We start from the raw sequence: 13,298 nt of genomic DNA, 5'->3' as shown, positions 1-13,298 counted from the left end.
CTGAAAACGGGCTGGTCCCTGCCTAAGGCCAGCCAGGGCGCAAGACCAAAGGCTGCCGGCCAGCGGCCGGCACTACCGTGCCCGTCTCATGGAGGGGCCAAGTCCCTCCATCAACACAGTTGCTACACGGACGTACTTGCGGCGTCCCCCGCGAACCCAACCCGCCCGGCCAACCCCATGACAAGCATTACGCGACCAACCCACGAGGGGCTGCGCCGTTGGCTGGAAATCACGCCACCGCGCGAAACACCAACGCCAGGATCGCAGGCACCGCCTGGATCATGAAAATGCGCCGGCTCACGCTGTAGGCGCCATAGCACCCTGCCACCACCACGCAGGCCAGGGAGAACGTCACCAGCACCGGCTGCCCGATCACCAGCCCCACCACGATGCCTGCTGCCAGAAAGCCGTTGTACAGGCCCTGGTTGGCCGCCAGCACCCGCGTGGTCTCCGCCTTCTCCGGCGTGTTGCGGAAGGTCTTCAGGCCCAGCGGGCGGGTCCACAGGAACATCTCCAGCACCAGGAAATAGACGTGCAGCAGGGCGACGAGCAACGTCAGGGTGAGTGCGATCCAGTACATGGGCAGTTCCTTGGACAGGGATGGGGATCGGGCCCCGGAAAATCAGCGGTCGCGCGGCAGTTTCTTTTCTTCGCGCAGTACACCGAACGCGGCTGCGGTCATGCACGCGGCCACCAGCATGCCGCCGATGAACACCACGTGCGAGCCGAACAATGACAGGCCCTTGTGCACCCAGGCAAAGCTCAGGTCCGCACCGCGGTAGACCACGGTGTCGATCGCTGCGCCGGCCTTGTAGCGCCACTGCCGGTCCACGCGCGTGTAGATGGTCTCGCGCGCCGGCTTGGCCAGTGCAAATTCGCTGGCGCGGGTCATCACCTGCACCACCGCGACCATCAACGGCATCGGCGAGGCTGCCAGAACCGAGAAGCCGATCAGGATCGCGAAACCGGGAATCAGCAGCGCCGGCGCGATGCCGTGGCGCGACAGCAGCCAGCGGGTCAGGCCCACCTGCATCAGCAGCGCCAGCGCGTTCACCGCCAGGTCGATGCGCGAGAAGAACGCGGTACTGGCCGCCGGGTCGGTGAACGCCGCACGCACGATCGCAGCCTGCTGGTTGTAGAGCAGCGTCCCCACGCCCACGCCGAACACCACCATGATCGCCAGCCAGCGCAGCAACGGCTCGCGCACGATCAGTTTCAGGCCATCCAGCACGCTGCCGCCCATCGGCTTCTCACCCGATACCAACTGCTGCTCCTGCTCGCGCAGCACCGCCCAGTGCCGCAGGCGCCAGATGCAGAACAAGCAGATCGCCAGGAAACCGGCCGACACCAGCATCAGGTTGGCGATGCCCACGCGCTGCACCAGCGCACTGGTGATGACCGGACCAAGGAAGGCACCGACGGTGCCCGCCGCGCCGATGTAGCCATAGAAGGCCCGGGCCTGCACATTGGAGAAGACATCGGCCATGAAACTCCAGAACACCGCCACTGCGAACAGGTTGAAGACGGTGATCCAGAAGAAGAAAGCCATGCCGCGGCCAGGCACGCCGCTGTCGAACATCATGTAGAAGCCAAGCAGGGTCACGATGAAGAACCCATACACCGCCGGCAGGAACACCCGTCGCGGGAAGCGGCTGACCAGCCAGCCGTACACCGGCTGCAGCACCAGCATGATCACGAACACACAGGAGAACAGGAACTGCAGGACGAAGTCCTTCAGCGCGATGCCGTGACCGGCGAACCAGGCAATCAGCATTGGCGGGAACACCGTTTCCAGGTCCGCCGAGGCGGCCATGGCTTCACGCACCGGACGCAGCACGTAGTAGCCGCTGAGCAGGCAGAAGAAGTACAGGAACGACCACCACAGCGCCGGGGACTCGCGCAGTGCCGCCATCAGCCCCTGCAGCGGGCCCTTCCCTCGTACCGCGCTCACGCGGCGTCCCTCGCCAGATGACGGCGGTTGGACAGCGGCATGGCAAGCTCCGGGGCGGTGAAGCGCGTACGTTATCCAATGCACTGCAACATCGCCAGCAGGTGGCCGTCTGAAGGCCGCAACGCGGTGTCATGACCGGGTCCGGATGACACGTTCCGATACACGCCTTCGAGGCGTCAAAATCCCAACTTTTTCAACGAGATGCGCATTCATCTTCGCTTTGTTTGTGCACAGAGGAAAAGCGGCGCTAGAATCGCCATCAGCAGTCGCGCACGGGTCCCACCGATGAAAAAGAACAGCCTGCGTCGTCCGATCCGTTCGGCGGCCACCGGTTTGCTGGGCATGTTGATGCCTGTTGCCTTGTCCACCACCGCGCAGACCCCGCCGCCGTTGCCGCCGATGCCGGCCAACATCGAGTCCGCTGCGGCCACCGCCGTTGCCCACACCCAGCCGGCGGCCTACCGTACCGGGCTGGTGCCGCAGGTGCAGGCGCCCGCCGCAGGCTTCAACGTCGCCAATATCGAATCGATGGCGCAGCAGCTCACCTATGGCGAGCGCGTGCCGGGCATGGCCGTGGCCATCGTGCAGGGCGGCCGCATCCTCAGCGCGCGCGGCTATGGCGTTACCGACGTCAACAATCCGCTGCCGGTCGACGCCCACACCGTGTTCCGCCTGGCTTCGCTGTCCAAGGCCTTCGCCGGCACCATGGCCGGACTGCTGGTCAACGATGGCACGCTGCGCTGGGACAGCAAGGTCACCGACTACGTGCCGGGCTTCCGCCTCAACTCGCCCGAAGCCACCGACCGCCTGACCGTGGCCGATGTGCTCAGCCACCGCGTCGGCCTGCCCTACAACGCCTACGACCGCGACATCGAAGGCAACGCCGAGTACTACGCGCTGACCCAGAAGCTGGCCAACACCAGCCTGAAGTGCCTGCCGGGCGACTGCTACGCCTACCAGAACGTGGCCTTCAGCCTGATCGGCGACGTCGTCTATGCCGCCTCCGGCAGCTTCTACGAGCAGTCGGTCGAGCGCCGCATCTTCAAGCCGCTGGGCATGAACGATGCCAGCCTCGGCCTGGCCGGCATCCAGGCCAGCTCGCGCTGGGCGCGCCCGCACGTGCGCAGCCGCAACGGCTGGGTGTCGCTGACACCGAAGCCGACCTACTACCGTGTTGCCCCGGCGGCTGGCGTCAACGCCAGCGCCAGCGACATGGCGCAGTGGCTGCTGGCGCACACCGGCCATCGCCCCGATGTGCTGCCGGCACCGTTGCTGGCTACCCTGCATTCGAGCCTGATCAACACCCCCGGCGAGATGCGTTCGGGCTGGCGCCGCGAGCGCCTGCACTCGGCCGGCTACGCGCTGGGCTGGCGCACCTTCGACTACGCCGGCCACGACGTGGTGTTCCATGCCGGTGCCGTACAGGGCTACCGCGGCCTGGTCGCGCTGGTCCCCGAACGCGATCTCGGCATCGCCATCATGTGGAATGGCGAGAGCGGCCTGCCCAGCGGCCTGCTGCCGACCGTGCTCGATTCCGCGCTCGGCCTGCCGGCACAGCGCTGGCTGGATGTGGACACCGACTTCGGCAGCGACAACCTGATGGCCGAAGGTGCAAGCCCGGCGCAGCAGGACAAGCGCAAGGGCAAGGGCGCTTCGAGCAACCGCGCGGTGGCGTCGCCGCGCTGATCAGGCGGGCGCGACCGTGAGCATGAAGGGCGGCCTGCAGGCCGCCCTTTTTGTTGGCTGTTGTGGAATCGAGCCGCGCTCGCCTCTACAAACGCAGCGCTAATGCGCGAAGTAGTGCATGCCGCCGTCCACCGGAATCACTGCACCGGTGATGTAACCGGCCAGCGGCGAGGCGAGGAATGCCACCAGCGGCGCCACTTCTTCCGGCTCACCGAAGCGTCCGATCGGGATGTTACTGGCGATGAACGCGCGTCGGCTTTCCTCGGTGGGATGCAGGCGGTCCAGGATCTGCGGGCTGTTGATCCGACCCGGCGCAATGGCATTCACCGTGATGCCCTGCCCGGCCACCTCCGACGACAGCCCCTTGCTCCACAGATGCAGCGCTGCCTTCGCCGCGGTGGCGGCATTCACCGAACGGGGCTCCATCGAACCGCTGAAGTTGATCACCCGCCCCCATCCCTGCGCCTGCATCGCCGACAGCAGTGCCTGGGTCAGCCGTCGTGCGGCAGAGAAGTTCAGCGCCAATGCCTCCTCCCAGATCGTGTCGGCTGCATCGACGGTCGTTGGCCGCGAACCGCCAGCCGCGTTGACCAGGATGTCCACCCGCTGCAACGCCGCCAGCGACGCGTCAGCAATGCGTCGCACGTCCCCGGCGTCAGTGACATCGCCCAGCAGGATGATCGGCGCGGGTGCGCCCGCCGCTTCGATCCCTGCCGCCAGCGCCTGCAGCGGTGCCTGCCGCCGTGACGAGATGGCAACACGTACGCCCAGCGCGGCCAGTTGCCTGGCGACAGCGGCACCGATGCCACTGCCCGCCCCGGTGACCAGCGCTGTGCGTCCCTCAAGATTCAAATCCATCGTGTTCTCCTTTCAGCACGGCCGGTGGATCCGGCCCCTGCAGTGCATGCTGTTTGATCACCCGTGATTGATAAACTCCGCAAAAGTTTCGGCATTCAACACCCGGAGTGTCAGATGAACCTGCTGGAAAGCATGCAGGTCTACGTGCTGATCGTGGACAAGGGCAGCCTCAGCGCTGCGGCGGCAGCACTGGCCATCTCCCCGACGATGGCCGGCAAGCACCTGCGTGCGTTGGAGGCGCGGCTGGGCATGCAGTTGCTCAGTCGTACCACCCGGCGCCAGCACATGACGCCGTTCGGCGAGGACTACTACGCCCGCTGCCGGGAGATCCTGCGGCTGGTGGAGGAAACCGATGCTCAGGCCCAGTACCAGCACCTTGCACCTGCAGGCACGCTGCGCATCAGCGCGCCGGTGATCTTCGGCACGCATGCGCTGGTGCCGGCGTTGGCCGATTACATGGCGCGCTACCCCGACGTGCGTGTCGACGCGGTGCTGACCGACCGCGTGGTCGACCTCGCAGAGGAAGGTTTCGAAGCAGCCCTGCGCATCGGCACGCTGGCCGACAGCAGCGTGCTGGTGGCGCGTGCATTGGCACCATATCGCTTGATGATGTGCGCCTCGCCCGGATACCTCGCCCGGCACGGTACGCCCTCCGACCTGCTGGCGCTTGCCCGGCACCAATGCCTGTCCTTCGAACCCAGCGCGCTGGCGCAGTGGCTGCAGGCCGATGCTGGCGGGCTCGGCCATGTGCCCACAGGTCGGCTGCAGATCAACAACGGCGAAGCGCTGCGTACAGCGGCGCTGCATGGGCTGGGCATCGTGCTGCAATCGGCACTGCTTCTGGCCGCGGATGTCGAGGCTGGGCGGTTGGTGCAGCTGTTTCCCGAACACGGCCACGCGGGGCGGCCGATGCACGTGGTCTACGCCCACGACCGCTACCCCTCGACCCGCCTGCGCAGCTTCATCGATTTCCTGGTGGAGCGCTTTCCACCGGCGCCGCACCGCTAGCATCGACCGTCAGCAAGGCGGTCGAGCATGGCTCGACGCTGCCAATGGCCCCATAAAAAAACCCCCTCCCCGCTGGGCAGCCAGGGAAGGGGTTTCAGGATGCGGCTATCGGGAAGTACTTAGATCAGCGGCGCCGGGGTTGCCGGCAGAGCGACCGGAGCGGCCTTCTTCTTGCGGGCGGCCGGCTTGCGCTTGGCAACCTTCTTCGCTGCCTTCTTCGGGGCAGCCTTCTTGGTGGCCTTCTTCGCGGTCTTCTTCACTGCCTTCTTGGCGGTCTTCTTGACGGCCTTCTTGGCAGTCGCCTTCTTCGCGACCTTCTTGGCCGGCTTGCGGGCCGTTGCCTTCTTGGCAGTCTTCTTGGTGGCCTTCTTGGCTACCTTCTTCGCGGTCTTCTTGGCAGGAGACTTCTTGGCTACCTTCTTCGCCGCCTTCTTCACTGCCTTCTTCGCAGTGGCCTTCTTGGCGACCTTCTTCGCAGCCTTCTTCACTGCCTTCTTGGCGGTCGCCTTCTTCGCGACCTTCTTCACTGCCTTCTTGGCAGCGGCCTTCTTCGCGACCTTCTTCACCGCCTTCTTGGCGGCGGGCTTTTTCTTCGCAGCTTTCTTGGTTGCCATGGGATGGCTCCTCGTCAGTGATAGGGAGTTGAAACGCCCAGGTGGATCAAACCCGCGGATGCTGCGTGCGGGGACCGCCGGCGCGTCAAGCGCGCCGTTACGGATGCGGCAATGCCCGCCTCGATCGGCGGAGCGGGCATCGGAACGGGAGGTGCCTTGCATTTCTCCGGGGGAAGCGGGGCCATGTCCACCGTCATCTGGGTCGCGGTGGTCTTGAAGGGGCTGCTTCGCATCGGACGATTGATTCTGCGCACTCGGTTTGGCAGGCAAGGTCTGCTGAGGCGAAACCTAATCACGGTTTTTTTTACTGTCAACAACCCCCGCGAAAAATTTTCACATCCGCGCCATCCGCGGTGTTGCCTGCACGGTCGCGACGCTCCGCCCTCGACGACCAACAAAGCACCACGCACGCGCGTTGCCTGCAGCAACAACAACGCAAGCGTTGAACAAAAACCACTTGAAATAGGCACTCTGCGCAGATGCATGCATGTTGGCGGCCGCTGCATGCACGCAACGCCGGCACCGGCCGGCGCCGGCACCAGCGCCAGCACAACGGCACCGCAACGGGGGGCGAAAAGTTTTCACATCCGGACGCGTCGGCGCGGGGCGGAAACGCGGATTTGCGCAAAACTGCGCACGCCCCTCGGTACCGTTCGCGGGTCTGCTGATGCCGCGTCGAGGGCGCGCAGCAAACCCTGCGTCATGAGCCGACGTACTCGCCAAAACAAAAACGGCCACCCGAAGGTGGCCGTTGCAGAACCCGTAAACGACGACTCAGTGGTCGTCGTTCTCCAGGGCTTCGGCGTACGCGTCCGGGTCCAGCAGCTCGTTGACCTCTTCAGCGTTGGTCAGTTCGACCACGAACATCCAACCTTCGCCGTAGGCATCTTCGTTGATGGTTTCCGGCTTGTCGGACAGGGCCGAGTTGACCTCGACAACCTTGCCGCTGATCGGGCTGTAGACGTCCGAGGCGGCCTTCACCGACTCGACGACGGCGATCTGTTCGCCGGCCTTGGCGTCGGCGCCGACTTCCGGCAGTTCGACGTAGACCAGGTCACCCAGCAGGCCCTGGGCATGGTCGGAAATACCGACGGTGACGCGGCCATTGCCTTCGACACGGGCCCACTCATGGGACTTGAGGAACTTGAGGTCGCCGGGGATCTCGCTCATGGGACTGCTCCAGAGATATGCAGGGGTGGAAAAAACGGGGCTAGTGTAACCAACCGGCCGCCACTGCTGTCAGTGACGACCGGCATGTCCGGATCAGGCGTCGGCGAGCACGCCGGGCTGGGCCTGGCCTTCGCGCACGAACGGGAACTTGACCACGCGCACGGGCACCTGCCGGCCGCGGATGTCGACGGTGACCTCGCCGAGTTCACCGGCGGGCACGCGGGCAAAAGCGATGCCCTTGGCCAGGGTCGGCGAGAAGGTGCCGGACAGGATCTCGCCCTGGCCGCCAGCGGTGGTCACCGCCTGGCCATGGCGCAGCACGCCCTTCTCGTCCATCACCAGGCCGATCATCTGGCGTGCTGTGCCTGCAGCCTTCTGCGCTTCCAGCGCGTCGCGACCGATGAAGTCGCGGCCTTCGTCCAGCGACACGGTCCAGGCCAGCGCCGCTTCGTACGGGCTGATCTCTTCGTCCATGTCCTGGCCATACAGGTTCATGCCGGCTTCCAGGCGCAGCGTGTCGCGTGCGCCGAGACCGGCCGGCTTCACGCCCGCCGCCAGCAGGCGGTTCCAGAACGCGACCACCGCGTCCTGCGGCAGCAGGATCTCGAACCCGTCCTCGCCGGTGTAACCGGTGCGGGCGACAAACAGTTCGACGCCGTCGTCGGACTGCACCTGCAGGGCGGCGAAGCGACCCAGCTTGGTCAACGCGGCACGGTCGGCTTCGCGGGCCAGGCCGATCACGATGTCGCGCGCCTGCGGGCCCTGCACGGCGAGGATGGCCAGGTCCGGGCGCTGCTCGACGGTGACGCCGAACGGCGCAGCCTGCTCGCGCAGCCAGGCCAGGTCCTTTTCGCGGGTGGAGGCATTGACCACCATGCGGAAGAAATCCTCGCCCAGGTAGTAGACGATCAGGTCGTCGATGACGCCGCCGCGCGGATTCAGCATGCACGAGTACAGCGCCTTGCCGGTGACCTTCAGCTTGTCGACCGAGTTGGCCAACAGGCGGCGCAGGAACGGCTTGACCTGGTCACCGCGCAGGTCGACCACGGTCATGTGGCTGACGTCGAACACACCCGACTCGCGACGCACCAGGTGGTGCTCGTCCAGCTGCGAGCCGTAGTGGATGGGCATGTCCCAACCCCCGAAATCGACCATCTTGGCGCCAAGGGCGCGGTGGGTATCGTTGAGCAGCGTCTTCTGGGTCATGACCGGGTCCGGCAGCAGAGGAAACAAGAATGCCCATTATCCCAGATCGGTCGCCTGCAGGTCGCGCCGCAGCGCAGCGGGGGGTGTTTGGCCGGCCTGCGGCCGGCGGGCGCCTTTTACAGGCCAGGCAACGGCAACAGCCAAAGCGTATCGGCTCGGCGAAGTCGACGGCTTGGCCGGAGCGGTATGGGCGAGCGGGACACGCCGTGATCCCATCCCTGGGGGCGCTTTGCTTGCGAAGCACTGCTTCGCAAGCGCCCGAACGCGCAGCCGCCAGCGGCTGGGCCGGACCGCGGAGCGGGGTTTACGGCGTGTACCCCGAACCCAACCCGCCCGACCCAACACATGCCAGTCGACTATCAGTCGACTCTACCCGCAGCAGACTCGACCACCAGCGTGCTGCCCTGCACCGCTACCACCCGCACCATGGCACCGGCCTGCAGTTCCGGGCCGCTGACCTGCCAGTACGCGTCGTCGATGCTGACCCGGCCCTGCCCACCAACGATACCCTGCTGCAACGGCACCACCCGTCCGACCAGTTGTTCGGCGCGGCGGTTGAGCAACGGTGCATCGCTGGGTCGCGCCCTTGCCTTGCCCCAGCGCCGGTAGCACTGGATCGAGACAACGCTCAGCACGACGAAGGCAACGACCTGCCACAGCAATGGAATGCCGCTGAACACCGCAACCAGTACGAACACCGCCGCCGCGCCAATGCCGATCCACAGCATGAACGCCCCGGGCGCCAACGCCTCGGCGGCAAACAGCAGCAGCGCCAGCGCGCCCCAACCGACGACTTCCCAGCGCATGTCAGCCTCCGAGCGGCGGCGGCCGCTTGCCCGCGGCCTTGTTGTCCTGGCTGGCCAGCGCCTGCTTCGCCAGTTCGGCCACGCCGGCGATCGAACCGATCACGCCACTGGCCTCCATCGGCATCAGCACCAGCTTCTGGTTCGGCGAACTGGCCAGCTCCTTGAACGCTTCCACGTACTTCTGCGCAACAAAGTAGTTGATCGCCTGCACGTCGCCCTCGGCAATCGCCGCCGACACCACCTTGGTCGCCATCGCTTCGGCCTCGGCCAGGCGCTCGCGCGCCTCGGCATCGCGGAACGCGGCTTCGCGACGGCCTTCGGCCTCCAGCACGGTGGCCTGCTTTTCGCCATCGGCGCGCAGGATCTCCGACTGGCGGGAACCCTCTGCCTCTAGAATCTGCGCGCGCTTCTCGCGCTCGGCCTTCATCTGCCGCGCCATCGCATCCAGCAGGTCGCGCGGCGGCTGGATGTCGCGGATCTCGATGCGGTTGACCTTCACACCCCACGGGTTGGTGGCATGGTCGACCACGCTCAGCAGCTGGGCATTGATCACCTCGCGCTGGCTGAGCGATTCATCCAGGTCCATCGAACCGATCACGGTACGGATGTTGGTCTGCACCAGGGCGATCATCGCCACTTCCAGGTTGGCCACCTCATAGGCCGCCTTGGCGGCATCCAGGACCTGGAAGAACACCACGCCGTCCACGCGCACGGCGGCGTTGTCCTTGGTGATCACTTCCTGGCTGGGTACATCCAGCACCTGCTCCATCATGTTCACCTTGCGCCCGACCCCGTACACGATCGGAATCAGGAAGTGCAGGCCGGGGGTCATGGTGTGCGTGTAGCGCCCGAAGCGCTCGACGGTCCACTCGTAGCCCTGCGGCACCATCCGTACCGCCTTGAACAGGATCACCACGGCCACGAAGGCCAGCACCACGGTAAAGAACATGGTCGGGAACATCTTGCTTTCCTTATCTATGACGTCCAGGCCCCAGCATAGCGCGTGAAGGCCGCATTCACAGCGGAGCTACCAGGGCATGCGCCCGCACAGGATGTCGGCGAACATCACCCAGTCGCCCATGAACGAGTACAGCGGGTGCTGGAATGTCGCCGGGCGGTTCTTCTCGAAAAAGAAGTGACCGACCCAGGCGAAGCCATAACCGCAGACCAGGGCGGCCAGCACGAGGATGGCTTGCCCGCGCAGGATTGCCGCCGCAACCAGCAGCAACACCCCGCAGCTGCCGATGAAGTGCAGCCGGCGCGATACCGGGTGGCGATGCTCGCTGAGGTAGAACGGATAGAACTCGCGGAAGCTGGCGAAGCGGGACATGCGCGTGCTCCGGGAACCAGGGGCGTCGCCATCATGCACCATCGCTGACCTTGTGGCGCCGAGCCATGCCCGGCTTGCGCGCGCCAGCGCGGTCGGAAGGAGGCGCAGCCACGCACGGCCCGGCGCTACCCTGATGAGGTGCGCGGCCCGAACATGATCACCGCCATGCCGGCCAGGCACAGCGCAGCGCCCAGCAGGTCCCAGCGGCTGGGGCGGATGCCGTCGACCAGCCACAACCAGAACAGCGCGGTGCCGATGTACACGCCACCGTAGGCCGCATAGACCCGCCCACTGGCGGCCGGGTGCAGGGTCAGCAGCCACGCGAACAGGGCCAGGCTGGCCGCGGCCGGCAACAACAACCAGACGCTGCCGCCCTTGCGCAGCCATACCCAGGGCAGGTAGCAGCCGACGATCTCGGCCAGCGCGGTCAGCAGGAACAGGCCCAGCGTCTTCACGCTTTCTCCGCCGCCTTGGCCTGCTGCCACAACGCTTCCTGCGCATCCAGGCCCATCGCAGCCAGCGCCCCACCCTGCGCGTCGGCCTGCGCTTCCATCGCGCGGAAGCGGCGTTCGAACTTGTGGTTGGCCCCGCGCAGCGCCGCACCCAGGTCGATGTCGGCATGGCGCGCCAGGTTGGCGCAGACGAACAGCAGGTCGCCCAGTTCTTCCTGCAGCCGCGCCTTGTTGCCGGCGATATCGCCGCGTTCGAACTCCTCGCGCAGTTCCTGCAGTTCCTCGGCCGCCTTGTCCAGCACCGGCAACGGGCCGGGCCAGTCGAAGCCGACCTTGGCCGCACGCGACTGCAGCTTCACCGCCCGCTGCCATTCCGGCAGCCCGCGCGAAATGCCGGCCAGCGCGGAGGTGTCCTGCTCGCCCTTGGCGGCACGCTCGGCACGCTTGATCGCATCCCAGTTGCGCGTCACGCCGTCGGCATCGTCGACGCTCACGTCGGCGAACACGTGCGGGTGACGGCGCTGCATCTTGTCGCTGATCGCGCGTGCGACCTCGGCGAAGGCAAAGGCCCCCTGCTCTTCGGCCATGCGCGCATGGAACACCACCTGCAGCAGCAGGTCGCCCAGCTCGTCACAGAGATCGTCGAGATCGCCACGGTCGATCGCATCGGCCACCTCGTAGGCTTCCTCGATGGTGTACGGCGCGATGGTTGCGAAGTTCTGCTCCAGATCCCACGGGCAGCCGCCCTGCGGGTCGCGCAGGCGCGCCATGATCGCCAGCAGGCGCTCCAGCTCGTGGGCGGCGGCGCTGCCGGTGGCGGGGGTGTCGTGCGCGCTCATGCGGCCTCCAGGTTCAGTCGGACAACCAGTCGCGCCACGGCAGGCTGGTATCACCAAGGGCAATGAAATCCCCGTTCAACAGGGTTTCGCGGCGGTTGTAGCGGAACGGCTTGCCGGTCGCGGCCGACAGTACCGCACCGCCGGCGGCGTGCAGCACGCACTGGCCGGCGGCGGTATCCCATTCGGAGGTCGGGCCCAGCCGCGGATAGACATCCAGGCCACCTTCGGCGATCCGGCAGAATTTCAGCGACGAGCCCTGCGCGATGGTCTCGATGCGGCCCATGCGCGCCAGCAGCGCCTCGGTTTCCGCTGAGCGGTGCGAGCGGCTGGCGGCGACGCGCAGCGGGGCGGTGGCCGGCGTGCGGGTGCGCAGCACGGTGTCGTGCAGGCCCTGCCGGCGATAGGCCAGCTCGCCACGCATGGCATGCCAGACGATGCCGGTGACCGGGGCCAGCACCACGCCGAACGCTGGTGCGCCCTGGTAGATCAGCGCGATGTTGACGCTGAACTCGCCATTGCGCTTGACGAACTCGCGGGTGCCGTCAAGCGGATCCACCAGCCAGTACGCGCCCCAGTGGCGGCGGTGCTCCCACGGCACCTGCGCCGATTCCTCCGACAGGATCGGCAGGTCCGGGGTCAGCTGGCGCAGGCCCAGTTCGATGACCTGGTTGGCGGCCAGGTCGGCGGCGGTGACCGGGCTGTCGTCGTCCTTGATCTGCACCTCGAAGCCATCGGCGTACACCTGCATGATGGCCTGTCCGGCTTCCTGGGCGATGGCGATGGCGGTCTCGCGCAGGTCCGTGGTCAGTTTGATCATCGCGTTCCCTGCAGCCACTGGCGAGCGATGAACAGCGCCGCCAGCGAGCGTCCCTCGGAGAAATCCTCGCGCAGCATCAGCTGGTCCAGTTCGGCCAGCTTCCACGGCACCACCTCCAGTTCTTCCGGCTCGTCGCCGGCCAGCTTTTCCGGATACAGGTCGCGTGCCACCACCAGCCACGACTGGTGGCTCATGTAGGTGGGGGCCAGGGTCATCGCGCGCAGCACGTCGACCCGGCGTGCACCGTATCCGGCCTCTTCCTTCAGCTCGCGGTCGGCGGCCTGCCCGGGGGTTTCGCCGGCATCGATCCGGCCCTTGACCAGGCCCAGTTCATAGCGGTGCATGCCGGCGGCGTATTCACGCACCAGCAGCACCGTCTCGTCATCGAGCATCGGCACCACCACCACCGCACCATGGCCACGGCTGACCAGGCGTTCGAAGCGGCGGCGTTCACCGTTGGAGAACTCCAGGTCCAGGTGCTGGCGCTGGAAGGGGCCGTTCTCCTCATCGGTGATCCGATGGATGATCGGCAAGCGCCGGCCGGCACGGTCATCGTTCATG

At 66.5% G+C, this 13,298-nt stretch carries 15 protein-coding genes; 2 read left to right on the top strand and 13 right to left on the bottom strand.

Features of this window, described 5'->3' with window-relative positions:
* Positions 1-229: 229 nt before the first annotated feature.
* Both H4O10_RS08040 and H4O10_RS08035 read right to left on the bottom strand, forming a co-directional pair.
* Entirely contained in the window at positions 230-580 is a 351-nt protein-coding gene (locus tag H4O10_RS08040; RefSeq protein WP_043034500.1) for a DUF1304 domain-containing protein, read from the bottom strand.
* 42 nt (positions 581-622) lie between these two features.
* The gene (locus H4O10_RS08035) at positions 623-1,912 is read right to left on the bottom strand and encodes an MFS transporter (protein WP_172958442.1); all 1,290 of its coding nucleotides are present in this window, start codon (positions 1,910-1,912) and stop codon (positions 623-625) included.
* Positions 1,913-2,236: 324 nt separating this feature from the next.
* Between H4O10_RS08035 and H4O10_RS08030 the strand changes: the two genes are divergently transcribed.
* The gene (locus H4O10_RS08030; protein WP_005410697.1) at positions 2,237-3,637 is read left to right on the top strand and encodes a serine hydrolase domain-containing protein; all 1,401 of its coding nucleotides are present in this window, start codon (positions 2,237-2,239) and stop codon (positions 3,635-3,637) included.
* A 99-nt stretch (positions 3,638-3,736) separates the two neighbouring features.
* On the opposite strand, the gene H4O10_RS08025 is transcribed toward H4O10_RS08030, so the two are convergent.
* Positions 3,737-4,495, bottom strand: coding sequence for an SDR family oxidoreductase (locus H4O10_RS08025; protein ID WP_049433098.1), 759 nt, complete (start codon positions 4,493-4,495; stop codon positions 3,737-3,739).
* Between the two features lie 114 nt (positions 4,496-4,609).
* On the opposite strand from H4O10_RS08025, the gene H4O10_RS08020 reads away from it, so the two are divergent.
* Positions 4,610-5,503, top strand: coding sequence for a LysR substrate-binding domain-containing protein (locus H4O10_RS08020; protein ID WP_005414244.1), 894 nt, complete (start codon positions 4,610-4,612; stop codon positions 5,501-5,503).
* Between the two features lie 119 nt (positions 5,504-5,622).
* Here H4O10_RS08020 and H4O10_RS08015 read toward each other — a convergent pair whose 3' ends face one another.
* The 10 genes from H4O10_RS08015 to nudE form a co-directional block, all read right to left on the bottom strand.
* A complete protein-coding gene (locus H4O10_RS08015) occupies positions 5,623-6,117 on the bottom strand; it encodes a hypothetical protein (RefSeq protein ID WP_049402545.1) in 495 nt (164 codons plus the stop codon).
* 774 nt (positions 6,118-6,891) lie between these two features.
* Positions 6,892-7,287, bottom strand: coding sequence for a glycine cleavage system protein GcvH (gcvH, locus tag H4O10_RS08010; RefSeq protein WP_005410701.1), 396 nt, complete (start codon positions 7,285-7,287; stop codon positions 6,892-6,894).
* Positions 7,288-7,380: 93 nt separating this feature from the next.
* Positions 7,381-8,493, bottom strand: a complete 1,113-nt coding sequence (gcvT, locus tag H4O10_RS08005; protein ID WP_033834040.1) for a glycine cleavage system aminomethyltransferase GcvT — start codon at positions 8,491-8,493, stop codon at positions 7,381-7,383.
* A 359-nt stretch (positions 8,494-8,852) separates the two neighbouring features.
* Entirely contained in the window at positions 8,853-9,299 is a 447-nt protein-coding gene (locus H4O10_RS08000; RefSeq protein ID WP_049454216.1) for an NfeD family protein, read from the bottom strand.
* A gap of 1 nt (position 9,300) precedes the next feature.
* Positions 9,301-10,260, bottom strand: a complete 960-nt coding sequence (locus H4O10_RS07995; RefSeq protein ID WP_005410704.1) for an SPFH domain-containing protein — start codon at positions 10,258-10,260, stop codon at positions 9,301-9,303.
* Between the two features lie 66 nt (positions 10,261-10,326).
* Positions 10,327-10,629 carry a DUF962 domain-containing protein gene (locus H4O10_RS07990; RefSeq protein ID WP_049454214.1) on the bottom strand — a complete coding sequence of 101 codons (303 nt, stop codon included), beginning with the start codon at positions 10,627-10,629 and terminating at the stop codon, positions 10,327-10,329.
* Positions 10,630-10,754: 125 nt separating this feature from the next.
* Complete coding sequence (locus tag H4O10_RS07985) at positions 10,755-11,084, bottom strand: YnfA family protein (protein WP_033833430.1); 330 nt, start codon at positions 11,082-11,084, stop codon at positions 10,755-10,757.
* Positions 11,081-11,920 (bottom strand): nucleoside triphosphate pyrophosphohydrolase, encoded by an 840-nt coding sequence (mazG, locus tag H4O10_RS07980; protein ID WP_033833431.1) that lies wholly within the window; start codon positions 11,918-11,920, stop codon positions 11,081-11,083. Before mazG ends, H4O10_RS07985 begins: the two co-directional genes overlap by 4 nt.
* 13 nt (positions 11,921-11,933) lie before the next feature.
* Positions 11,934-12,737, bottom strand: a complete 804-nt coding sequence (gene cysQ, locus H4O10_RS07975; protein WP_033833432.1) for a 3'(2'),5'-bisphosphate nucleotidase CysQ — start codon at positions 12,735-12,737, stop codon at positions 11,934-11,936.
* Positions 12,734-13,297, bottom strand: coding sequence for an ADP compounds hydrolase NudE (gene nudE / locus H4O10_RS07970; RefSeq protein WP_033833433.1), 564 nt, complete (start codon positions 13,295-13,297; stop codon positions 12,734-12,736). Before nudE ends, cysQ begins: the two co-directional genes overlap by 4 nt.
* Between the last annotated feature and the right edge of the window lies 1 nt (position 13,298).

This window comes from Stenotrophomonas sp. I18B00994, assembly GCF_014145825.1.
Classification (GTDB): domain Bacteria; phylum Pseudomonadota; class Gammaproteobacteria; order Xanthomonadales; family Xanthomonadaceae; genus Stenotrophomonas; species Stenotrophomonas maltophilia.
This window is presented reverse-complemented; position numbering and strand designations above follow the sequence as displayed.

Excerpts from the sequence above, each read along its gene's own strand:
- H4O10_RS08040 (WP_043034500.1), bottom strand. The coding sequence starts at position 580 with ATGTACTGGATCGCACTCACCCTGACGTTGCTCGTCGCCCTGCTGCAC.
- H4O10_RS08035 (WP_172958442.1), bottom strand. The coding sequence starts at position 1,912 with ATGGCGGCACTGCGCGAGTCCCCGGCGCTGTGGTGGTCGTTCCTGTAC.
- H4O10_RS08030 (WP_005410697.1), top strand. The coding sequence starts at position 2,237 with ATGAAAAAGAACAGCCTGCGTCGTCCGATCCGTTCGGCGGCCACCGGT.
- H4O10_RS08025 (WP_049433098.1), bottom strand. The coding sequence starts at position 4,495 with ATGGATTTGAATCTTGAGGGACGCACAGCGCTGGTCACCGGGGCGGGC.
- H4O10_RS08020 (WP_005414244.1), top strand. The coding sequence starts at position 4,610 with ATGAACCTGCTGGAAAGCATGCAGGTCTACGTGCTGATCGTGGACAAG.
- H4O10_RS08015 (WP_049402545.1), bottom strand. The coding sequence starts at position 6,117 with ATGGCAACCAAGAAAGCTGCGAAGAAAAAGCCCGCCGCCAAGAAGGCG.
- gcvH (WP_005410701.1), bottom strand. The coding sequence starts at position 7,287 with ATGAGCGAGATCCCCGGCGACCTCAAGTTCCTCAAGTCCCATGAGTGG.
- gcvT (WP_033834040.1), bottom strand. The coding sequence starts at position 8,493 with ATGACCCAGAAGACGCTGCTCAACGATACCCACCGCGCCCTTGGCGCC.
- H4O10_RS08000 (WP_049454216.1), bottom strand. The coding sequence starts at position 9,299 with ATGCGCTGGGAAGTCGTCGGTTGGGGCGCGCTGGCGCTGCTGCTGTTT.
- H4O10_RS07995 (WP_005410704.1), bottom strand. The coding sequence starts at position 10,260 with ATGTTCCCGACCATGTTCTTTACCGTGGTGCTGGCCTTCGTGGCCGTG.
- H4O10_RS07990 (WP_049454214.1), bottom strand. The coding sequence starts at position 10,629 with ATGTCCCGCTTCGCCAGCTTCCGCGAGTTCTATCCGTTCTACCTCAGC.
- mazG (WP_033833431.1), bottom strand. The coding sequence starts at position 11,920 with ATGAGCGCGCACGACACCCCCGCCACCGGCAGCGCCGCCGCCCACGAG.
- cysQ (WP_033833432.1), bottom strand. The coding sequence starts at position 12,737 with ATGATCAAACTGACCACGGACCTGCGCGAGACCGCCATCGCCATCGCC.
- nudE (WP_033833433.1), bottom strand. The coding sequence starts at position 13,297 with ATGAACGATGACCGTGCCGGCCGGCGCTTGCCGATCATCCATCGGATC.